Below are 23,053 nucleotides of genomic sequence, written 5' to 3' on the forward strand. Positions count from 1 at the left end.
CACCAAACGCCTATTTTGTCAAGATGCTAATTTTTTGCCCTAGCCAAATCCTCAAAAACTCGTGCATCGCAATTTAAAAATTTCACCAAAAAATATTAATATTTCACGATATATATAGGGTTTCCAGCTTTTTTTTTGCGTGTAGTCACAAGAATGCCTTTATTGCAATTTATATGAGTATAGCAAAACCCCCATGCTGTCGTCAAGTATTTCAGAGGAGTTATCAATTAAATTGTATTAAATCTTAACATGAGTTGGAAAATCAAAACTATCTTGATGAAGTTATTAGTAAAAGTTATTTTTTGGGGGTGTTTAAAGGCTGTGGGTGAGAGTCCCAAAGAATCTATTTAATTTTGGCAAATTTGGCGATCGCCATTTGGAGTATCGGGATTAATTGGTAAGTAATCGCGCACCCATTCACAAGCATAATTTTTCACCGATTGATAATTAATAGAATTATCGAGATTCCATAGAATAGCCACCCCATCAGTATCAGTAGAAATTAACTTTTTACCATCATTGCTAAAACTCACCGACAAAACCCTAGTTTGACGGGTGCGATGACCATTAAAAACCGCCAATTTTTCACCGCTAACAGTCCATAGTTTCGCACTTCCATCTGTTCCCACCGTCGCCAGTATTTTACTATCTGGGGAAAAATTAACATCAGATACAATATCATTATGATAAGTTTTAAAACTGTTAATTAAATTGCTATTAACATCCCAAATTTTCACCATATCATCCTCAGCTACCGAAGCCAAAAAGCGACCATCAGGAGAAAAATCTAAGCCTAATATAGTTCCGGTGTGGTATTGACTTAGTTCCCGTTTAAGACTACCATCAACTCCCCAAATTTGCACCGTTTCACCACTACCACCATAAGCAATTAACTGACTATCTCGGCTAATAGCAACTGTGCGGATAGTCTGTCCTTGTGAAGACCAACTGTTTTGCAAAACTCCATCTTTATTCCAAAGTTTGATAGTGCCATCACCACCACCACTCACCAGAAATTCACCATTAGGACTAAAAGCCACCGACCAAACAGGTCCAGTATGTTCAGTTAAAGTGTTGAGTAAAGTTATGTTGGTTCCATCAGGTGAAATTTGCCACAGTTGAACAATATTGTCATAGCTACCAGTAGCTAAAATCTGATTGTGATAATCAAAACTGACCGACAAAACTCCCCCATCGCTAGTAGGAATAGTCTGTAATAACTCCCCATTAGGTCGCCAAATTTTGAGAGTTTTATCATCACTACCAGTTACCACAAAACTGTCATCCTCAGAAAATACCGCATCTAAAATACCTCGATTATGTCCCCTCAAAATCGTCAGGCTAGGGTGGTCAAAACTCCAGAGTCGAAGACTGTTATCATTGCTTACCGAAGCCAGAGTTTTACCATCAGGACTAAAGCTAACATTCCAGACCTGTTGTTCATGACCTTCTAGGGTATATAACAAATTACCATCTATATCCCACAGCTTAATATTATTAGCTAAATCAGCGGTAGCAAAAGCGATACCTAAACGGCGGATAATGCTATCGGGAGGACTAATAGCCACAGACCAAACCCAACCTTCCTGGGAGGGTAAAGTAGTAATCAGACTGCCATCAAGTCCCCACACTTTGGCTGTACCGTCATTGCTACCGGAAACGATAGTTTTCCCATCAGGGGAGAATACCACATCCCAGACGGGGTTTTGGTGTCCCCTAAAGGTATTAACTAGACTGCCATCTATTCCCCATAGTTTCACGGTGTGGTCTTTGCTGCTGGTGGCGATATTTTGACCATCTGGAGAAAAAGCGATCGCCTCTACAGCATCATCATGACCTGTTAAAGTCAGGTAAAGATAAGCATCAGTCCATCCCTGGTCACCCCGTCGCCACAGTTGTGCTGTTTTGTCTTGACTGGCTGTTCCTATGGTTTGACCATCTGGAGAAAAAGCGATCGCTCTGACACCATTTTCATGGAGATTTAGGGTAGTAACTAAATTACCATCAAGAGTCCAGACTTTAGCCGTTTTGTCTAAACTAGCTGAGGCTAAAAATTGACCATCTGGCGAAAAAGCCACATCAAAAATGTCCCCTGCATGACCCTCAAAAACCCGTAATAAATTACCGCTTATATCCCAGAGTCTAATAGTTCTATCATTACTGCTAGTAGCGATATATTGACCGTCAGGAGAGAACGTAACTCGCCAAATCAAATTTTGATGGGCTACAATACGATTAAACTCATCAGCGCGGAAAAATGCCCGGCTAACCGTCTCTTTAACTTTCGCAATAATTTCGGGATTAGCTAATTGGATAGTTTCAATTTTTCGGTGTGCTGCTAAAGCCGACAATAAAGCATCCAGGTGATAATTTTGGCTGAATAAAGTGTTGGCAGAATTGATAATAGCCACAATCTTGTTAATTCTAGCTTGTTTTTCATTAATTGAAGCCCGGCGATATAAATTAAATGTCTCCAATGCTAACAGGGAAGTTATCGCCAAACTAACGGTTAAAACCCCGATAAATATTTGTTGTTGTTTGGCGGTTTTGTGTTCCTGTAATAATCTTTTTTGCTGTTCTTGTAATTGGTTAGCAATAGCTTGCGATCGCTCAATTTCTAGTTGCTGTCTAACTTGGAGTTGTTCCAATTCAGCCGAAGCATTTAAAAACTGATAATCTACCGGACTTAAAGCCTTACCCACCATCCATTTTTGAGCATCTTCTAAAGCCTGTCCTCGCAGCAGTCGAGACTCATCAGTTTTACCAGAAAGTACCCAGGCTTCAAAAGTTTGAGAATAGGGTCGTAAATTACTTAACTTTTTATCCACCCATTCTTGATTAAAAATCCTTTGATAAATTTTGTTTTTTATACTTAAATAATTATGGTAGTTAATCACCAATCCAGACATGATTAATTCCGTTTGTTCTGAACTACCGTCAGCCTCAATTATTATACCTATTAAAATCTGCTGATAAAGACTTAGCAAATTCGCCAGACTTTTTTGATTGTGCAATAATCGATTAGAGATAGTCCTTAAATGTTCCGGTTCGTCGTGATATTCCCAATTGTCAATAATGTAATCTTGAACAATTTTATAGATAATCTTTTGCTCTGTTTTGGACTCCCAGAACTTATTTTTCTCTTTTTTAAATATATCTAAATATAAAATATTACAAATTTTCTGAGTTAAAAAAGGCTGTCCTCTCGTCCAATTTAAGATACTTTTCAGCAGACGACGAGAATTTTTACCCGGAATCATTAAACCTGTCATTAAGGGTTCAGCTTCCTTTAAAGTAAATCCTGATAACTGTATAGCTTTACCAATATTAAACGGCGTGCGATTTTTATCTTTAATTAAATCCGAAGGTGTAGCCACTCCAAAAATCGCAAAAGTAATCCGATTATATTCGGGATTAATAGCCCTTTCATTATAACAATAACGGATGAAAGCAAAAAAATCATCCACCGGAAATGGTAAACTTAAAATACTGTCTATTTCATCCACAAATATAAACAGATTTTGGTCGGGTAAATGTTTTAATAACTCTTCAATAAATTGACTTAAACGCTGCAATAAAGATAGGTCTTCTCGTTCATTCCACCAACTTTTCAGCGGAAATTTACTGGTTAGCTTAAAACCTGTCCATAAACAAGTTAAAATCCCTTTATACCACTGTAAAGGTGTCACATTTTCACTACCAATACAAGCCATATCTAAGCTGATACACTTCAGCGACTCCTGTTGTAGTCTATGGGAAGTCCGCACCAACAGGGACGATTTACCCATTTGGCGACTATTGAGAACATAGCAAAATTCCCCAGATTTCAAGGCTTGATAGAGTTCCCTATCCGCCGCCCTCTCTACATAGGTCGGTGAGTCTCTATGAAGGCTACCACCTACTTGATAAATTGATTCGGACCCAAGTATCATAACATTGCATCCATGATGGATTATAGTTAATTATTCGCCTATCAAATGCTCATTGCATAAAATGTCGATTTTGTCAACAGCCAAATCCTCAAACACTCGTGCATCGCTATTTTAAATTTTAGCCACAAAATATTAAGATTTCACGATATATATAGGGTTTACGGTTTTTTTTGGCGTGTAGTTACAATAAGCCCCTGGAAGCGATTTCTCTGAGTATAGCACAACCTCCATTCTGTCGTCAAGTATTTGAGGTTACTGGTATTGAGGCGATCGCATCTCAAATTATGCTTTTTCTAAGAACACTCGGAAATAAATTTCTTGCTGATACTTAACCGATAAATAGTGCTTCGGTATTTCTTTTATATTGTCATCGTCTATTGTTATAGGATAGAGCGATCGCTTTAATTTGTGCTGATTCATCAATTAACTCTGACAGAATTCGATAATCTACCTCCCACACTAAAACCCTTCTCCCCAGACGATCGCTTCTTGAATTTTATTCATGGCTTCAATGGCAGTGTCAAAGCTGGAAATTTCCATACCGAAATCCGGTGTAATTGTCGCTACGGTTAACGTTTGACAGCGACTCCGCCTCGATTTACCCGGTAATTGAACAAGGGCTTCTTCAGCGATATAAACTTTAACACGACTAGCATCGAGAATTTCATCTGGTTGATAGCCTGCTTGTTGGGCAATTTCCTGAATGTGGGGTTTATCGGAATTGAGCATAATCAGGGTGTTCAATTCCTTAACAATATAATCACTGTGGGTCGTGATCAATACCTTGATGCCACTGTTGATCAACCGAGCAATTAAACGAGCAATTCGACGTTGGTTTTCCGGGTGCAAGTTTAGTTCAGGTTCATCAATAATTAGTAATTCACCCCTTTGGGCAATATGTTTTAAATAAAAGCCAATATCCAGTAAAGAACGAACGGCGCTAGAACTTTCATCCATGGTTAACTGAGCTTTTTTATTACCCGTAGGAATATAGTAGAGTTCATCATTTTTGGTAACAACATAACGACCGCCAATAATATCATCAAAATCATCTAAAATGCCGGATTTTATTTCACTTAACTGACTGTTGCGTTTAGATATTGCCTCTAAATTACGCAGAAACTCAACATTAGTCCGAATGGGTAACGCATAATCTTCATAGCCCCTGGAAAAGAGCAGTTTAAACCTATCTTTTTCCCCTTCAACTTGGCTCAGTTCATCCAGGAGGCGATTACGGGCAAAATTGAGTTCTTTGCGAAAAATAGCCGTACCGGTTCTTTCTGAACTGGCAATAAAGGGGCGCGGAAAAAATCGAGAAAACAGGATATTTTTAATCGAATCACTAATGATTTTCTTGATGATTTGCCGAGGAAAATCAATATTTTCTTTTGCTGCTAGGAGTGTAACTGTCAGTTCTGGGCTATTTACAGGTTTGATCAATGAAAAAATTTGCTGATCAGAACCGCTGGCTCCGATATGGGTTTCATAGCTATGATTAACAAAATCTCTATTTAAATCTAAAAAAACTTCAAAGGTTGTCTGAGCAAACCTGGCTCGGTTTGTCCCAAAGATTTCCCCCAGACTGTCTGCGTAGGCTTCGGAGGCTTGGGATAGGATTTTTTCTGGGGAATCAATATCAGTTAGGAGGTTGATCGTCGCCAATCCTTGATTTAAAATCTGGTCAATAATATCATTGGCAATTTCCACTTCAAAGCCATCTCTCCATGTAGCTAAAAATCCAAACAAAGCATAGGTAACATAGGTTTTGCCAGAGTTATTTTCCCCACAAATAATCGTGAGATCTCCTAACTCGAGTTCGGCTTGTTTGATAACACCTAAATTTTGAACCTTGATTTTCATGAATAATTTAAGTGTGAGAGTTTTAGATTTTTATGACTCTGCTATGGTAGGGGTATTGGGAGGATATGGCTCGGAGATTGCATCTGTTAACAATATTTGGAACTCCCAAATACTTTTTGAGTACATAGATGATGGTCAGTGGGGAAAATTCCCCACAGTTAGGAAAACCCTAGAAACCACTCAAACGGCTTTGGAGAATTTCTGCTTGTTTCTCAGCTTCTGCTAAAGCATCTCGCGCCCCCTGTACAACCTGCGGGTCGGCTTTATCGACAAAATTAGGATTACTTAAACGCTTGGTATAGCTGTCAATTTCTTTCTGAATTTTTGCCAATTTCTTCTCGGTTCGTTGCTTCAAGGCTGGTAAATCAACTACCCCAGCCAAAGGAATTAAGGCTTGAATAGTCCCGACTACCCCGGCGATAGTTTGACCTTCATTTCCGGTTAGGGCTTCTGTAATCACCAAGTTATCCACCCCAGCAATTTTATTAATATAGACCTCTCCCCGCTGCAAAATCTCCCTTTCTTTGGCATTTTCACTTTGCAGAATCGCGGTAACTTTCACCTTGGGTTTAATATCAGCGTCGGCGCGCAAATTTCGGAGAGTGCGAATTGTGCCGATAATTAAATCAAAATCGGTTTCTAAGTCGGAACTGATCATCTGTTCTTGCAATACTGGATAAGTCTGCACCGCCAAACAATCTTGTTCCCCGGTTTGGGTTAAGGTGTGCCAAATTTCCTCGGTAATGTGTGGCATAAAAGGATGTAATAGCTTTAAAATGCCTTCTAAAATGTAGGCGAGTACCTGCTGGGCTACTTTCTGAGAAACGCTACCATCTCCCTGTAAACGATACTTGGCTAATTCAATATACCAGTCGCAAAAATCACCCCAAATAAACTCATATAAGCCCTTGGCGGCTTCCCCTAAACTGTAAGCATTCATATAATCACAAGTTTGCTTGACAGTTTGGTTAAACCGAGACAAAATCCAGCGATCGCTTAATTCCAACTCCTCGAAATTCGGTGTTCCCAATTGTGCGGGAGTTTGTCCTTTCAGGTTCATCAACACAAACCGGGCGGCATTCCAGAGTTTATTAGTAAAATTCCGGGAAGCCTCCACGGACGGCGACTCATCCTTGCTGCGGTCATACTCTAAACGGATATCCTGTCCTGCGCCGATCACTTCCCGCATTAAAGTATAACGCAGCGCATCAGTCCCATATTTATCAATCAACAATAAGGGGTCGATACCATTTCCCGCTGATTTCGACATCTTTTTGCCATTTTCATCCAGGATTAAACCATGGATATAAACGGTTTGAAAAGGCATTTGGTCGGTAAAATATCCCCCCATCATCGTCATTCTAGCCACCCAGAAAAAGATGATATCAAACCCAGTAGACAGAGTATTCGTCGGGTAATAGGTTTGCAAATCGGGGGTTTTTTCCGGCCATCCCAAAGTCGAAAACGGCCACAAACCAGAGGAAAACCAGGTATCGAGAACATCGGGATCTTGCTGAAGTTTTACCCCTTCTCCAAAGGAGGCGATCGCTTTTTCCTGTGCTTCTGCTGCTGTCCGCGCCACCAGAAAAGGAGTATGATCAGTAATTTCTCCCCCAGTTTCACTCACCGCATACCAAGCCGGAATTTGATGTCCCCACCACAGTTGACGAGAAATGCACCAATCTTCTAATTTCACCAACCAGTCACGATAGACTTTTTGCCATCTTTGGGGGACAAAATTCGGGCTATGTTGATTATCCAAAGATACCAAAGCGCGATCAGCCAACGGTCTAATCTTGACAAACCACTGAGTAGATAATAGCGGTTCAACCGGAACTTTTCCGCGATCGCTATAAGGTACAGAATGGCTATAGTCTTCTATTTTCACCAAAAACCCTTCGCTTTCCAAGCGTTTCACCACATTTCGCCGCGCCACAAACCTATCTTGTCCGACAAACGGTCCGCTATTTTCATTCAAAGAACCGTTTTTATTCATAATATTAATCATCGGCAAATTATGCCTTTTTCCCATCTCGAAATCATTGGGGTCATGGGCGGGAGTAACCTTAACGCAACCCGTCCCAAATTCTGGATCAACTAACTCGTCCCCAATGATAGGAATTTCCCGATTCATAATTGGTAAAGTCAGAGTTTTACCAATCAAATTTTGATAGCGTTTATCATTAGGATTAACCGCCACAGCCGTATCACCTAACATAGTTTCCGGGCGAGTAGTCGCCACTTCCACAAACCCACTACCATCACTCAGAGGGTAGCGAAAATGCCATAAATTGCCATTAACTTCCTTATTTTCAACTTCCAGATCCGACACCGCCGACTCACTAGCGGGACACCAATTCACCAAATATTCACCCCGATAAATTAAGCCATCTTCATACAAACGCACAAAGGCTTCAATTACCGCTTTTGATAATCCTTCATCCAGCGTAAACCGTTCACGAGTCCAGTCACAGGACACCCCCAAACGTCGCAATTGATTAACAATTGTACCACCGGACTCTTGTTTCCACTGCCAAGCCCGGTCTAAAAACTTATCCCTGCCCAAATCATAGCGAGTTTTACCTTCTTCTCGCAATTGTCGCTCTAAAATAGTCTGTACTGCTATACTAGCGTGATCAGTTCCCGGTAAATATAGCGTATTATAACCGCGCATCCGATGATAGCGAATTAACGCATCAATCAGGGAATTATTGAAAGCGTGACCCATGTGGAGACTTCCCGTCACGTTGGGGGGGGGAATCATGATACAGTAGGGTTCACCTGGATGGTTAGGGTCTGCTTTAAAGACCTGCTTCTGTTCCCAGTATTGCTGCCATTTGGCTTCGGTGGAGAAAGGGTCGTATTGGGGCGCTAGTGTGGGAATAGTTGCAGTCATAGCAGATTAATCGACAGTTTAAGCTGATTACTCGTTCCTAAATATTTTGCCACATCAAGGCATAAATTACAGTAGTTGATTAGATTATTAGTTATTCTCGCCCCTGGCGGTCATCGTAACCGCTACTATTCAAGGCTGTAGAGCCTGTTTTTCCTGTGGTGTGACCAGCCCAGACCCACCCCAAACCCCTTTTATGGAGGACGGGGGGGACTGAATCCGTTGATAGTCTAACTGTATTGTTGACCAGATATAGCTTCTGGGTCAAGGTTAAAGAGAGTTTGCAGGGTTTGCATAGCCCGGCGGCGGGCTTCAATATCCTGCTGCGATCGCAATTGTACCATAGGATCATGGAGAATTTTATTGACAATACCCCTAGTCAGGGCTTCAATAACCTCCTGATGCTTTTCGGCAAATTCCGATCCCAAACGAGATAGGGCTTTTTCCAGTTCCTGTTCTCTAATGCCTTCAATCTTATCGCGCAGACAGTTAATGGTCGGAACCGTTTCCAAACTCCGCCACCAGACATCAAAGGCTTCCACCTCTTCTTCAAGAAGAACCTCCGCCTCCTGCGCCATTTGGCGGCGGCTTTCGTAGTTTTGGGCTACCACCGCCTTTAAGTCATCCACATTAAACGCCTGAATTCCTGGTAACTCCGTGACATCAGCCGCCACATTCCGAGGAACAGAAATATCCACCAACATTAGAGACTGGTTAGGCGCTAAAGTAGTCTCTAATTTAGCCCGATCTAAAATCGGTTCCGTCGCACCTGTGCTAGTAAAGACGATATCGGAATTAGCCACAACAGCCATCATTTCCGACAGAGGACACAAGTTCAAATCCGCTTCTCTAAATTGACCCGCCAACTCTTGCGATCGCTTTAACGAACGATTTATAATAGAGATGTGGTTAGCCCCCTTAGAGAGCAGATGTTGTACCAATAGGCGAGACATTTTACCCGCCCCAACAATAGCCACTCGGTAATCAGACATATCCTGAACTTTCATCTGCACCAATTCCACAGCCGCAGAACTAATAGAAACCGCCCCGGTACCAATGCTAGTTTCTGTCCGCACCCGTTTCCCAGCCGTCAACGCTTGTTTAAATAAACGATTGAGAATGCGCCCTATTCCCTTGTATTGCTGACCCAACTTGTGAGTTTGCTTAACTTGGGCGAGGATCTGTCCTTCTCCCAGAACCAAACTATCCAATCCCGCCGCCACTCGCATTAGGTGCATAATTGCATCATCATGGAGAAGCGTAAATAGATGGGGACGCAGTTCAGCCAGGGGTAGTTGACTCGACTCCGACAGAAACTGAGTCACTTCCCTAATTCCCGGTTGAGCCTCAACTGTGACCAAATAGATTTCCAAGCGATTACAGGTACTAAGAATCGCCACCTCTTCCAAATGAGGATAGCTCAACAAATGCGCGATCGCCCCTTCTATCTGAGGTTCTGGAATACTGAGTTGTTCACGGACGTTAACTGGAGCCGTTTTGTGACTAAGACCTACGACTGCAATATTCATAAAACGGTTTAGTGTTTCGGTTTTTTTATTAGTGCATGGGATCAGGTTTCAGCCATCTCCGGTGTTTCTGCTTTCAGCCCACAGAAATTCACAAAATCTGTGCAATTTCCCTGATCCCGTTTCCCGACTGGAAACTAGCGAAGCTGAATATTTTTCGGCTTCTCAAACATATGGATAGTATCTACAAAGCGAGCCGTTTTCGACTGAGAGGAAATTACCAAGCTCTGAGTCCGAGCGCCGCCACCGAAGAAGCGAACCCCCTCCATCAGAGTACCAGAAGTAATACCACAGGCCGCAAATAGAACAGTTCTGCCGTTAGCCAGTTCTTCTGCATTATAGACCTTATCAGGATTTTCAATCCCCATATCTTTCAAGCGAGCGATGTTGCTTTCCTTGCTTTCACCGATCAGACCAGTCTTGACGACTTCTGGGTCGTAGATCAATTGTCCTTGGAAGTGACCCCCCAGACAGCGCATAGCAGCAGCAGAAATCACCCCTTCAGGAGCCGCACCAATACCCATCAGAGCATGAATGTTAGTTCCAGAGAAAGCACAGGAGATAGCTGCGGACACATCCCCATCACTAATCAGACGAACCCTAGCACCAGCTTCCCGAATTTCCTTAATCAGTTCCTTGTGGCGGGGGCGATCCATAACCACAACCACTAATTCCTCAACCGCGCGACCCATGCAGTCCGAGATAATCTGGAGGTTTTCTGTAGCTGATTTGTTAAGATCAACATGACCACGAGCTACCGGAGGGGCTGCTAGTTTCTTCATGTAGAAATCAGGAGCCGCAAAAAGTCCCCCCTTCTCAGAAATAGCCAGCACAGCCATCGAGCCATTTTGACCGTAGGCTACCAGGTTAGTTCCTTCGCAGGGGTCAACGGCGATGTCAATTTCTACCAATTCTTCTGGGTTACAAAAGGTCGCCGAATTTTCCTGGGTGCAGATACCTACCTCTTCACCAATGTAGAGCATAGGAGCCTCATCGCGCTCCCCTTCACCGATGACGATACGACCGCGCATATGAATTTGATTCATCCGTTGGCGCATGGCTTCCACAGCCACATGGTCGGCGGTATTTTTTTCGCCTTTACCCATCCATCGAGCCGAAGCGATCGCCGCTTGCTCGACTACCTCAATAATCTCTAAACCAATAGCGTTATCCACGAGTTTTATCCTCCCAACATCTGAGACTGCCTGATGGTAGGGGCTGGTTCAGTAAACAGCCTCTATTTGCAACCGGTTATTTGTGAACCCGCCCCTAAGCACTCCCAGTGTTCAAGTCTATCAGGTTATTGAGAGCCTATATGCAGGGAATTGAAATCCTCTTAATAATCTTAACAAATCTTGACACTCTCCTGCCTAAAGGCGAGGGGATTCTTCATTCATAGACCCAACTTGCTTTGACAGGATTGCTCCAGCCATAGTATAGGTCGAATCTCCTGAAGCGTTCGGGTATAAGACCCTTCGCGCTTGCCCTAGCGTACACAAGGCTGACTTTGCTGCGCAACGCTGCGCGAACAGGATGTTGAGCGCAGCATTCCCATCCCGAGCCAAGTTTAACCCACATTGACAAACATGAGTTCGAGTGGATAGGGCTTTTTTGACCACTGCACCACAGTTAGAGCATTCTTGGGAAGTATAAGCCGGGTTAACCGCAACCGTCACCTTGCCAAACTTCACCCCAAAATACTCTAGCTTCCTGAACTGATACCAACTTGCATCATTAATCGACGGGAATGGTGATTTGATTACGAGTTTCTGATAACTTCCAACCACAAGTTGTGTATTCAACTGAACGGCTGTTCTTTTTGAACTTGGGAAAACCTTTCTTTCCTCGAATGGCTTTCCGGCAGTTCTCGTAGAACCTCCTTATTGCCGAATATGCTCTTTCAATGGACGCTTGACAGGCGCTGGAGTTTAAGTTTTTAGCAAAAGGAAATTCATCTCGAGCGTGTTTTGCCCTAGACCATACAAATTATTCTGCCCAATTCCTGAATTATCCATCCAGAAACCGATCGCTTTATTGCCGATGGACTGAGCAGTTCGGATCGCCTCATCAATGGCAATGCACGTGATTTGACTTCCCTTTGGCTTTAAACTCCAGTACAATCATTTATATGGGACAACCCGCCTGTTATGGTCGAAAGGGAAGTCACCTTCCCCAACTCCAATTCCAAACCGTGCTTGATACTTTCACATCACACGGCTCCTAATGTGAATACCCTATTGTCAGTAGGAACGGGACTACAACCCCCCGCTTTATGACTTCAACTTTCAGAGCTATATGACATACGTAGTCTTTAAAGTGCGAAACGTTCAGGCATGAAATAGGGTTGCAATACCCGAAATAACCGCCTGGTGGGGATTTTAACCCCTCGGTTGAATATATGGAGCGTACTCCTGACCATCCCCATAACATAACTGTTTATATGTCCCAACGCTTTGTATAGAAATATACAAAACAAAGGCAGGGAACTCAAGGTCAAAATGCAAAAATCGGAAATCTTAAAATTCCTTAACAATTGCGTTGAGAGTAACGGCGATAGCCACCCCCAGTTTTAGGATACACAACCCTGGGACTGAAGCGGGGAACGGAAGGCGTGAAGTAGAACCTACTACCAAAGGCGACCACTGCCAACCATCCATGACTAAGGAAATCTGAATGTTCCGACTTGAACCATCGTCACTAGTAAGCAGCGAAATAGGTTGATACGCTGCGCTCAAAAGAGTAAGGGGAAAAGTAGGGATTTATTAAACCTACCTTACCTACACAGACCTTTAAAAGTACCCCGGTGGAGAGGACAAGTCTAAAGATGGAATGCCCATATAAACGGAACGTTGTAACCCCTTCCAGGCTCTGATTATCTGGTCGAGGTAATCAAAAGTGATGAGTGTAAGCGCAAGCCTGTTAGGGGATGAGATGTGACCAGAAGCCAATGCCCGACCGTAATGGTAGGGATATGCAGACGGGTCACGGTTTGATTGCCAAGAATAGAGCCAAGTAGGAGCATATATGGCGCAAGCGAGTTTAAAGAAAGGATTTGGTCAACCCAAACCAATCAAGACTACGAAAAACGCATGGAAAGCAATTCCGTGGGCGAAAGTTCAGCGAAAAGTTTTCAAACTCCAAAAGAGGATATTTCAAGCAGCTAAATCGGGACAGGACGCGAAGGCACGAAGGTTCCAACGTCTATTGGTGAAATCATACTATGCTCGGCTTTTAGCAGTGCGGCTGTAGGGGCGGGTTCCACGGTCAGCCATGCTTCCCAACAGTCAGCTTAATAAACCCGCCCTCCAAGATAATCAAGGCAAGAAAACGGCTGGAGTTGATGGAGTAAGAGCAATCTCTCCAAAACAAAGGTTTGAACTCGTCGAGAACATTAAGGGAAACATCAAAGCAAAAGCACTTAGGAGAGTATGGATTCCAAAACCTGGAAGGGATGAAAAACGCCCACTAGGTATTCCTACAATCCAAGATAGAGCAAGGCAAGCTTTGGTCAAGTCGGCACTTGAACCCGAATGGGAGTCAAGATTTGAAGGCACTAGCTACGGGTTCCGTCCTGGACGATCCGCCCATGATGCAATAGCACGAATTTACTCAAGTATCAACAAGGGTAAATACTTCGTGTTAGACGCAGACATAGCGAAATGTTTTGACCGAATAAACCATGATTACCTAATGTCCAAAATTCATTGTTCAAGCAGCCTAAAACGAGATATTAAACAATGGCTCAAAGCAGGCGTTTTGGATAACGGTGTATTTGAGGATACAGAAGCAGGGACACCCCAAGGAGGGGTAATAAGCCCACTCCTAGACAACATCGCACTGTTGGGAATGGTTAGGCTAATTGAAACAATGTATCCTAAGAAAGAAGGTAAGGCTGTCAAAGCCTGCCTAATAAGATATGCCGATGATTTCATAGTAATATCACCATCACTAGAAATCATTGAACAGTGCAAAACTGCAATTTCCGAATAGCTAAAACCTGTAGGATTAGAGATTAAACCTGGAAAGACTCGAATCTGTCATACACTCAATTCCATTGAGTATAATGGCAAAACTGAAGAACCAGGGTTGGATTTTCTCGGATTCAATATCAGGCAATACCCAGCAGGAAAATATAAATCTGGAAAAATAGGTGGGACAACAAACCGATTAATCGGTCATAAAACTCACATCAAACCCAGTAACAAAGCAGTCAAAGCCCACACAGAAATGATAAAAGGTGTAATTAAACAACATAAAACAGCACCTCAATCAGCCCTGATTAGTAAACTAAACCCGATTATTCGTGGATGGTCAAATTACTACTCAGGGGTCGTCTCAATGGAGACTTTCAGTAAGCTAGACAATATAATCTGGCAAATGTTGCGGGCATGGACAATCTCAAGATGCGGAAAGGCAAGCTATGAAAAGCTAGGAAACTACTTCCATAAAGGAACGGTTAAACTTAGCCATGGGAAAGAAAGACAGGAATCCTGGTTATTCAAGACTAAGGACGGACTTCAACTATGGAAACATAATTGGACACAGATTGTTAGACACACCCTAATACGCCCTGACGCAACACTATATGACGGAAATTGGACTTACTGGGCAACCAGGAAAGGACAAGCAATCGACACGCCAAATAGAGTAGCAAAGCTACTCAAAAAGCAAAAAGGCAGGTGTTCTTGGTGTGGGCAATATTTTGCACCATCGGATTTAGTTGAAGTAGACCACATTATACCTCGAAACCACGGTGGAAAGGACGAATATAAAAACCTTCAGCTATTACACCGCCACTGTCATGATGATAAAACGGCATTTGACAACGCCAACGCTGTATCCTTAACAATGGAACAATCAGACTAGGAGCCGTGTGAAGGGAAACTTTCATGCACGGTTCTGAATGGGAGGGGATGAAGGTGACTTCACTCTCGACCCCTAATCTCGCTTTCGCCGTAGGACTCCTACTTACCGCAGTCTCTATATCCACACCGTGACTAGTGGGCATATCCTAACCATTACAGTTAAGTTAGGCATTAGCTTTCAGTCACATCCTTTCCCCTTAAAGGTATACGCTTACACTTTTGACTACTCAATAGACACAACACTACTGAGAGCCTAAAAGGGGTTTAAACGTTCCGTTTATACGGGCATTCCATCTTTAGACTTGTCCTATCCACCGGGTTACTTAAAAAGGTCTGGTCTGTGTAGGTAGCGTGCTCAGACTCCTACTTTTCTCCTTACTCTTTTGAGTGCAGCGTATCAACTTATTTCGCTACTTACTATTGACGATGGTTCAAGTCGGAACATTCAGATTTCCTTAGTCATGGATGGTTGGCAGTGGTCGAGTGAGAGGTAGGTTCCCCTATTACGCCTTCCGTTCCCCGCTTCAACCCTAGGAGTGTGAATCCTCAAATTGGGGGTGGCTATCGCCGTTACTCTATCCCATAATCGCCCCAAGTGGGTTTAATACTCCTCCTAGGTATACTTGGACGGTATATTGCGATTTCTTAAAATGGGATTGACCTTGAGTTCCCTGCCTTGCTTAGATTTCTCCAAGCGTTGCGTTGGGACATATAAACAGTTATGGGATGGTCAGGGTACGAGTCCCTTATATTTCACCAAGGGGTGAAAGTCCCACTAGGAAGTTATTTCAGGCATTGCAGCCCTATTTCACTCCTAAACGTTTCGCACAGACAAAATAGTATAACATAAAAAGCCGTCCTACAAGGCTTGTTGAGCAAAACCGAAGCGACCGGGCTAGTGACCCAGGATCTTTGGTAAATCACCCTCCGCCGACTCTCCCACCCTTCTGTCCCCCTCAAAAGTTAAATTTTGTTGCATTTTGGCGATCGCACCCCCATTCAGGACTGCCCTCGTCACAATTTTGCACTATGGTAATCTAATTAGTGATCAGGAAGTGGTACTAGCCGAGCAGATTTAATGAGTAGCAACGTCATTGTCATTCAAGATTCCCAATTTGAAACCGAAGTCCTGGGTAATACTGGACAGCCGACTTTAGCCTACTTCTGGGCTGGGCTCCCTGGTGTGGTCCTTGTCGTCTGGTTTCCCCCTCCGTCCAAGCCGTAGCAAATACTTACAGCGATCGCCTAAAAGTAGTTAAACTAGAAGTTGACCTCAACCCCCAAGCAGTTAAACTCTGTCAAGTGGAAGGGGTCCCAGCCTTGAGGCTATTTATGGGCGGAGAAATTATCGCCTCCCTAGAGGGAGCAATTACCAAAAACAAGCTAATTGAGTGGATTGACCCTCACCTGTAGAATCTGTAAATCTCTTATTGAGTCCCGTTTGCGTCGGAGTTGAATGCTATGCAATTTTCTAAGCGACTAGAACCTCTACGGTCTAATGTATTTGCTGATATGGATCGAGCCAAAGCCAAAGCATTGGCCGCCGGACAAGATCTCATTGACTTGTCTTTGGGTTCTTCCGATGTACCTGTGGCTAATCACATTATCGATCGCATTCGGGACTCCCTCGACGATACTACAACCCACGGTTACGCCTTATTCCGCAATACTAAGGATTTTCGAGATACCGCCGCTCACTGGTACACTCAAAAGTATGGCGTACCCGTTGACCCGGAAACCGAAGTTCTGCAACTCATAGGCTGTCAGGAAGGGACAGGACATCTACCCTTAGCTATTCTGGACCCCGGAGATTTTGCCCTCTTGCAAGATCCAGGCTATCCTTCCCACGCTGGGGGAGTATATATAGCCGGGGGGCAAATTTATCCGATGACTATGTTAGCCGAAAATGGCTTTCTGCCCAAGTTTGAGGAAATTCCCGAAGCCGTATTGGCTCAAGCCAAAATGATGGTCTTGAGTTATCCCCATAACCCCACAACGGCGATCGCTCCCTTATCATTTTTTCAGGAAGCCGTAGCCTTTTGTCAAAAAAATGATCTCGTCCTGGTTCATGATTTCCCCTACGGGGATTTTGTCTTCCCAGAAGGCAATGCCCTCAATAATGATGCCATTGCCCCCTCTATCTTGCAAGCCGACCCCCAGAAAACCGTCTCCATAGAGTTTTTTACCTTTTCCAAGTCCTATAATATGGGAGGCTTCCGTATCGGTTTCGCCGTCGGAAATCCTCAGTTGATTCTGGCTCTGCGACAGGTCAAGGCGGCGATCGACTTTAATCAGTATCGTGGTATTCTTAATGGAGCGATCGCTGCCTTAACCGGCCCCCAGGAATTAATTAGCCACACCGTTGATACCTTCCGAGAAAGGCGCGATGTCTTTGTTAAAGCCCTCCATGACATCGGTTGGGATGTACCTACCCCCATAGCTACCCTCTACATTTGGGCAAAACTCCCCGAACCCTGGAGTCAAGATTCTATCCGCTTCTGCGCCCAATTAGTCCAACAAACCGGAGTCGCCGTATCTCCCGGCGTTGGCTTTGGTAAATCCGGCGAAGGATATGTCCGCTTTGCTCTCGTCCATCCCCCAGAAGTCTTAAAAGTCGCCGTAGACAGGATTGCCCAATTCTTGCAGTCCCACCAGCCCTAAAGCCAGCTAATACCTAACTTGCCACAACTCATTATAGGAGCCGGTTCTCGACAATTCCCAGCACTGGTCTGGGTTTCATCGAGTCCGGCTCCCTTAAATATACGGATCAATCTCTTAAACATCACCCCCAAAACCCTCTCATTTGCAGTATAAATACGGAGTATTTTTCCCTCTCATCATACCCATCTTAGACCACATCAAATTTGGCAATAACTTTATATAAAATCACCATAACTTTACAGAACCTTTATAGATTTTTCCCAGACCGTCAACTATAATAAACACAGAGTCAAAAAACAGCAGACCTTAAATTTATGTCTATATTAAAGACTCTGCGCCCTAACTTAAAAGCGCACAACCGATGAAAAAAAGCGGTGTCATCTACGAAAAACTAATCATAATTAAAGACAATCCCTTTTCCGGTAAAGCATTACAGCTTCCCCAAAAGGACTAACTCAACCCTCAACCATTCACTTTAGGAGACTTCAATCATGGCTGGACTTATCAACAAATTCTTAGTTAGTGCCTCCCTTGCCGCAGGTATGACCGCAATGGTCGCCGCTCCTGTCTTAGCCCAAAACTTCAGAATCGAAGGTGACGACTATATCCTCTACGATGCCCGAGACACTACTGGTGACGGTGTAGTTGACCAAACCTATGCCAACCCTTCTGCAAACATCGACGACATTTTGCGGAGGCTAGACGGAACCCCCGGCGGTAACATTGAATTGTTCTCCAGCAGTCACATTAATGATCAAAGTATGAACGGGTGGAGGTATAACTCATCTTTCTATGGTGGTGCAAGGACCAGCCTGATTGGTGAAGTTAACGGCCAAACCCTGACTATCAGTAGCCTCAACGCCTTCGATTGGTTCACAACTGCTGATGGTGGCTTCACGAACCAATATGGCTCTGACAACTTAGCTAACCGCTGGTTTGGTGAGTTATTGGACAACTACCAACCTGATTTAGGAAGAATCGGTAGAAGAAATGCCTTTAATGCGTTTTTCGGTATGTATGGCTTTGAACGCGCCAGCGACCCCAACATCTCCTACATTGAAAGCGATCGAAACGGCATTGAAATCGGTTTAGCCGGACATATGGACTTAGGTAATGTCTACGGAGACTGGTTTGCAGGTTGGCAGGCTAGTGAAGTTCTCAGGTATGAATATGACGGAGTAGTTGATTATCTGTGGAGTTTCAGTGCTACTGCTACTGGACTAACTGAGTACACTGATGGAACTTCCCACAACGGTCTTTACAAAGTCTTCATTCCTACAGGTGACGTGCCTTCTGTTCCTGAACCTTCCACTATGTTAGGTCTGATGGCTGTTGGCGGTTTGTTTGCAGCCTCTTCCCGCAAGTCTCGGAAAAATAGCTAATTAGCTTCCTGTTAGCTACAACTAGCATCCATATCATTTTAAACACTAGCCCGGTGGTAGAGAGCTTAATTTAATCGCAGATTAGTTGAACCAATTAGGGCGATGCGCTACAAGACCAAGTATGGGTGCGAGACGTTTAGGAGTGAAATAGGGATGCAATGCCCGAAATAGCCTCCTAGTGGGACTTCCACCCCTTTGTGGAATATAAGGGATTCACATCCCTGACCATCCCATAACTGTTTATATGTCCCGACGCTTGGAGAAATCTGAGCAAGGCAGGGGACTCAAGGTCATAAACAAACTGAGAAATCAGGGAGTAGAGAGTAAAGGCGATAGCCACCCCCAGTTTCAGGATACACAACCTTGGGATTGAAGCGGGGAACGGAAGGCGTGAAGTAGAACCTACTACCAAATGCGACCACTGCCAACCATCCATGACTAGGGAAACCGAATGTCTGGCTTGAACCATCGTCATTATTGAGTAGCGTAATAGGTTGCCACGCTGCGCTCAAAAGAGCAAGGGGAAAAGTAGGGTTTTCCATACAACACCTACACAGACCTTTTTAAGTACCCCGGTGGAAAGGACAAGTCTAAAGATGGAATGCCCATATAAACGGAACGTTTAAACCCCTTTTTTTAGGCTCTCGGCAGGTACATCTTGTTGAGTAGTGAAAGTGTAATCGTATGCCTTTAAGGGGAAGGGATGTGACTGAAAGCCAATGCCTAATTGTAATGGTTAGGATATGCCCACTAGTCACGGTGTAGATATAGTTACTGCAATCAACAGGAGTTTAACGGCGAAAGCGAGTTTAAACACTACGATGTTGTATTTAGCTCCAAAAGTTGAAGTACAAAAGCAGGGGTTGGTAACCCTGTTCCCGTTGCCAAGGGGTATCTACATCAGGAGCCGTGTGATGCGAAAGTATCAAGCACGGTTTTGAATGGGAGTGGGGGAAGGCGACTTCCCTCTCGACCCCTACCTGCGAGACCTTCGGGTATGAAATAGAGCTGAAATGGGCGTGGGGACTACCCGGTGAGGACTTCAACCCCTTGGTTGATTGGGTCGCATCCCTGACCATCCCATAACACAGCCGGATTTTTGGGCCCACCTTCGAGACTTCCAATATGGTTGCCAAGGTGAAGCGTCTAATCAGGTCTAAGACTGCCCGCGCCATGCTGACATGGGCGCATTATCGATTCAAACTAACCCTGAGACATCAAGGGGAAATAACTGGAACCACAGTTGTAGATGTGACGGAAGAATACACCAGCAAAACCTGTACTCACTGTGGTCATGTCCATTCCCAGCTAGGTGGCTCAAAAGTGTTCCGATGTCCTGAGTGTGGGTTCACTCTACCCAGGGACTGGAACGGTGCTTTTGGAATCTTTCTAAAAGCTTTGCGGGATACCGCCTCTGTTACCTTAACGGGTAATAGTGCTATCGTCGCATTGTCAGGCAATAGCCGGATAAATGTCGCGTAAATGTATCAGTTGACTTGAATCAGAGTCTTTTTCTCTACCACTTGGGCTTTTAACTTGTCCGTATCCTGGGGAGTGCCATCTTCTGGGCCTGTTGCCACCTCTATATATAAGTCACCCGTCCCATAATATGGCCCCTTATCATGTGGTCCTTACATTCGAGACTATCAGACAACCTAGCCCCACGTCCCCGCGTCCTTAGTTATCCGCTCCGTCACCTTCAACTCTCCCAGATTTCCAAAAAACTTTTTTAGGTAAAACCCTTGTGCAGTGGGGGTTTTGGGGTGTCACTGAAAAAAAGTCAAAATTTTTTTGAAAAAAGGGTTGACAAACCTAGTTAGGTAATATACATTGGTAAATGCGCTCGAAGGGGAGGCAACGAACCGGAACGCGCCCGAACCTAGAAAAACTAATAGTTTGAAAGCTTAATGACCACCCCAGGTCAATGAATTTATCGGCTACTACTCAGGTTTACCTGAGAGTTAGCCACAGTATAAGCCAAGCCAGGAGTTCAGAAAAAGCAAGCTGAACTCGTGAAATCCAAAAAATCGGTCTTAGTGCCGACAACACGGAGAGTTTGATCCTGGCTCAGGATGAACGCTGGCGGTCTGCTTAACACATGCAAGTCGAACGGGCTCTTCGGAGCTAGTGGCGGACGGGTGAGTAACACGTGAGAATCTGGCTCCCGGTCGGGGACAACAGAGGGAAACTTCTGCTAATCCCGGATGAGCCGAAAGGTAAAAGATTTATCGCCGGGAGATGAGCTCGCGTCTGATTAGCTAGTTGGTGAGGTAAAGGCTCACCAAGGCGACGATCAGTAGCTGGTCTGAGAGGATGATCAGCCACACTGGGACTGAGACACGGCCCAGACTCCTACGGGAGGCAGCAGTGGGGAATTTTCCGCAATGGGCGCAAGCCTGACGGAGCAAGACCGCGTGGGGGAGGAAGGCTCTTGGGTTGTAAACCCCTTTTCTCAAGGAAGAACACAATGACGGTACTTGAGGAATAAGCCTCGGCTAACTCCGTGCCAGCAGCCGCGGTAATACGGAGGAGGCAAGCGTTATCCGGAATGATTGGGCGTAAAGCGTCCGTAGGTGGCTGTTCAAGTCTGCTGTCAAAGACAGTGGCTTAACTACTGAAAGGCAGTGGAAACTGAACAGCTAGAGTACGGTAGGGGCAGAGGGAATTCCCGGTGTAGCGGTGAAATGCGTAGATATCGGGAAGAACACCGGTGGCGAAAGCGCTCTGCTGGGCCGTAACTGACACTGAGGGACGAAAGCTAGGGGAGCGAATGGGATTAGATACCCCAGTAGTCCTAGCCGTAAACGATGGAAACTAGGTGTAGCCTGTATCGACCCGGGCTGTGCCGAAGCTAACGCGTTAAGTTTCCCGCCTGGGGAGTACGCACGCAAGTGTGAAACTCAAAGGAATTGACGGGGGCCCGCACAAGCGGTGGAGTATGTGGTTTAATTCGATGCAACGCGAAGAACCTTACCAGGGCTTGACATGTCCGGAATCTTGGTGAAAGCCGAGAGTGCCTTCGGGAGCCGGAACACAGGTGGTGCATGGCTGTCGTCAGCTCGTGTCGTGAGATGTTGGGTTAAGTCCCGCAACGAGCGCAACCCTCGTCCTTAGTTGCCATCATTCAGTTGGGCACTTTAGGGAGACTGCCGGTGACAAACCGGAGGAAGGTGGGGATGACGTCAAGTCATCATGCCCCTTACGTCCTGGGCTACACACGTACTACAATGGGGGGGACAAAGGGTAGCCAAGACGCGAGTCTGAGCCAATCCCGTAAACCTCTCCTCAGTTCAGATTGCAGGCTGCAACTCGCCTGCATGAAGGAGGAATCGCTAGTAATCGCAGGTCAGCATACTGCGGTGAATCCGTTCCCGGGCCTTGTACACACCGCCCGTCACACCATGGAAGTTAGCCACGCCCGAAGTCGTTACTCTAACCGTTCGCGGAGGAGGATGCCGAAGGCAGGGCTGATGACTGGGGTGAAGTCGTAACAAGGTAGCCGTACCGGAAGGTGTGGCTGGATCACCTCCTTTTTAGGGAGACCTACTTCAGGACATCGTGCGATGATAATAATAGCCGAGTCTTGAGGTCATCCTTAGGTCGGATGGGGCGGTCAGAGAGCTTTCAAACTTTAGGGTTCGTGTTATGGGCTATTAGCTCAGGTGGTTAGAGCGCACCCCTGATAAGGGTGAGGTCCCTGGTTCAAGTCCAGGATGGCCCACATCCACCCCAAACTGGGGGTATAGCTCAGTTGGTAGAGCGCTGCCTTTGCACGGCAGAAGTCAGCGGTTCGAGTCCGCTTACCTCCACTCTCCTTTAATTAGGTGCTAGTTGGGGTGAGGTAGTCTTGAATTGAGAAATTGAGAGTTGGTGACTGTACAGCTCCTAAGTCTGTAGATGTTAATCTAGGACTAGATAGCTGGACATAAGTTCC

11 protein-coding genes, 2 tRNA genes, 1 rRNA gene and 3 pseudogenes are annotated in these 23,053 nt (G+C 44.8%); 11 read left to right on the forward strand and 6 right to left on the reverse strand.

Annotation, left to right across the window (positions count from 1 at the left end; translation table 11 throughout):
* Positions 1-347 precede the first annotated feature (347 nt).
* A complete protein-coding gene (locus XZ46_RS03385) occupies positions 348-3,932 on the reverse strand; it encodes an AAA-like domain-containing protein (RefSeq protein ID WP_008057015.1) in 3,585 nt (1,194 codons plus the stop codon).
* Between the two features lie 170 nt (positions 3,933-4,102).
* On the opposite strand from XZ46_RS03385, the gene XZ46_RS35160 reads away from it, so the two are divergent.
* Complete coding sequence (locus XZ46_RS35160) at positions 4,103-4,264, forward strand: hypothetical protein (protein ID WP_008057013.1); 162 nt, start codon at positions 4,103-4,105, stop codon at positions 4,262-4,264.
* A 127-nt stretch (positions 4,265-4,391) separates the two neighbouring features.
* Here XZ46_RS35160 and XZ46_RS03390 read toward each other — a convergent pair whose 3' ends face one another.
* The 5 genes and pseudogenes from XZ46_RS03390 to XZ46_RS35780 all read right to left on the reverse strand — a co-directional run bounded on the left by XZ46_RS03390 (position 4,392) and on the right by XZ46_RS35780 (position 12,335).
* Positions 4,392-5,792, reverse strand: coding sequence for an AAA family ATPase (locus tag XZ46_RS03390; protein ID WP_008057011.1), 1,401 nt, complete (start codon positions 5,790-5,792; stop codon positions 4,392-4,394).
* Between the two features lie 169 nt (positions 5,793-5,961).
* Complete coding sequence (locus XZ46_RS03395) at positions 5,962-8,688, reverse strand: valine--tRNA ligase (protein WP_008057009.1); 2,727 nt, start codon at positions 8,686-8,688, stop codon at positions 5,962-5,964.
* 227 nt (positions 8,689-8,915) lie between these two features.
* The gene (locus tag XZ46_RS03400; RefSeq protein ID WP_006621557.1) at positions 8,916-10,214 is read right to left on the reverse strand and encodes a glutamyl-tRNA reductase; all 1,299 of its coding nucleotides are present in this window, start codon (positions 10,212-10,214) and stop codon (positions 8,916-8,918) included.
* Between the two features lie 134 nt (positions 10,215-10,348).
* Positions 10,349-11,386: a class II fructose-bisphosphatase gene (glpX, locus tag XZ46_RS03405; RefSeq protein ID WP_006621556.1), complete on the reverse strand. Its 1,038-nt coding sequence runs from the start codon at positions 11,384-11,386 to the stop codon at positions 10,349-10,351.
* 195 nt (positions 11,387-11,581) lie between these two features.
* A pseudogene (locus XZ46_RS35780) lies at positions 11,582-12,335 on the reverse strand (zinc ribbon domain-containing protein).
* Between the two features lie 900 nt (positions 12,336-13,235).
* On the opposite strand from XZ46_RS35780, the gene XZ46_RS37915 reads away from it, so the two are divergent.
* The 10 genes and pseudogenes from XZ46_RS37915 to XZ46_RS03460 all read left to right on the forward strand — a co-directional run bounded on the left by XZ46_RS37915 (position 13,236) and on the right by XZ46_RS03460 (position 22,928).
* Entirely contained in the window at positions 13,236-13,460 is a 225-nt protein-coding gene (locus XZ46_RS37915; RefSeq protein WP_006667866.1) for a reverse transcriptase N-terminal domain-containing protein, read from the forward strand.
* Positions 13,461-13,481: 21 nt separating this feature from the next.
* Entirely contained in the window at positions 13,482-14,201 is a 720-nt protein-coding gene (locus tag XZ46_RS37920; RefSeq protein WP_006621555.1) for a reverse transcriptase domain-containing protein, read from the forward strand.
* A 96-nt stretch (positions 14,202-14,297) separates the two neighbouring features.
* The gene (locus XZ46_RS37925; protein WP_006621554.1) at positions 14,298-15,077 is read left to right on the forward strand and encodes a group II intron reverse transcriptase; all 780 of its coding nucleotides are present in this window, start codon (positions 14,298-14,300) and stop codon (positions 15,075-15,077) included.
* Positions 15,078-16,154: 1,077 nt separating this feature from the next.
* A pseudogene (locus XZ46_RS28090) lies at positions 16,155-16,489 on the forward strand (thioredoxin family protein).
* 48 nt (positions 16,490-16,537) lie between these two features.
* Positions 16,538-17,737, forward strand: a complete 1,200-nt coding sequence (locus XZ46_RS03435; protein ID WP_006621551.1) for an LL-diaminopimelate aminotransferase — start codon at positions 16,538-16,540, stop codon at positions 17,735-17,737.
* 491 nt (positions 17,738-18,228) lie between these two features.
* Entirely contained in the window at positions 18,229-19,119 is an 891-nt protein-coding gene (locus tag XZ46_RS03440; RefSeq protein ID WP_006667863.1) for an NF038130 family PEP-CTERM protein, read from the forward strand.
* A 1,086-nt stretch (positions 19,120-20,205) separates the two neighbouring features.
* Positions 20,206-20,601 (forward strand): annotated as a pseudogene (locus XZ46_RS03445) (zinc ribbon domain-containing protein); the annotation flags it as partial.
* Between the two features lie 562 nt (positions 20,602-21,163).
* Positions 21,164-22,652: ribosomal RNA gene (locus XZ46_RS03450) — 16S ribosomal RNA — on the forward strand.
* Between the two features lie 114 nt (positions 22,653-22,766).
* Positions 22,767-22,840 (forward strand) — tRNA-Ile (locus XZ46_RS03455).
* A gap of 15 nt (positions 22,841-22,855) precedes the next feature.
* A tRNA-Ala gene (locus XZ46_RS03460) sits at positions 22,856-22,928 on the forward strand.
* The last annotated feature ends 125 nt before the right edge of the window (positions 22,929-23,053 follow it).

It is taken from the genome of Limnospira indica PCC 8005 (genome assembly GCF_000973065.1).
Lineage (GTDB): Bacteria > Cyanobacteriota > Cyanobacteriia > Cyanobacteriales > Microcoleaceae > Limnospira > Limnospira fusiformis.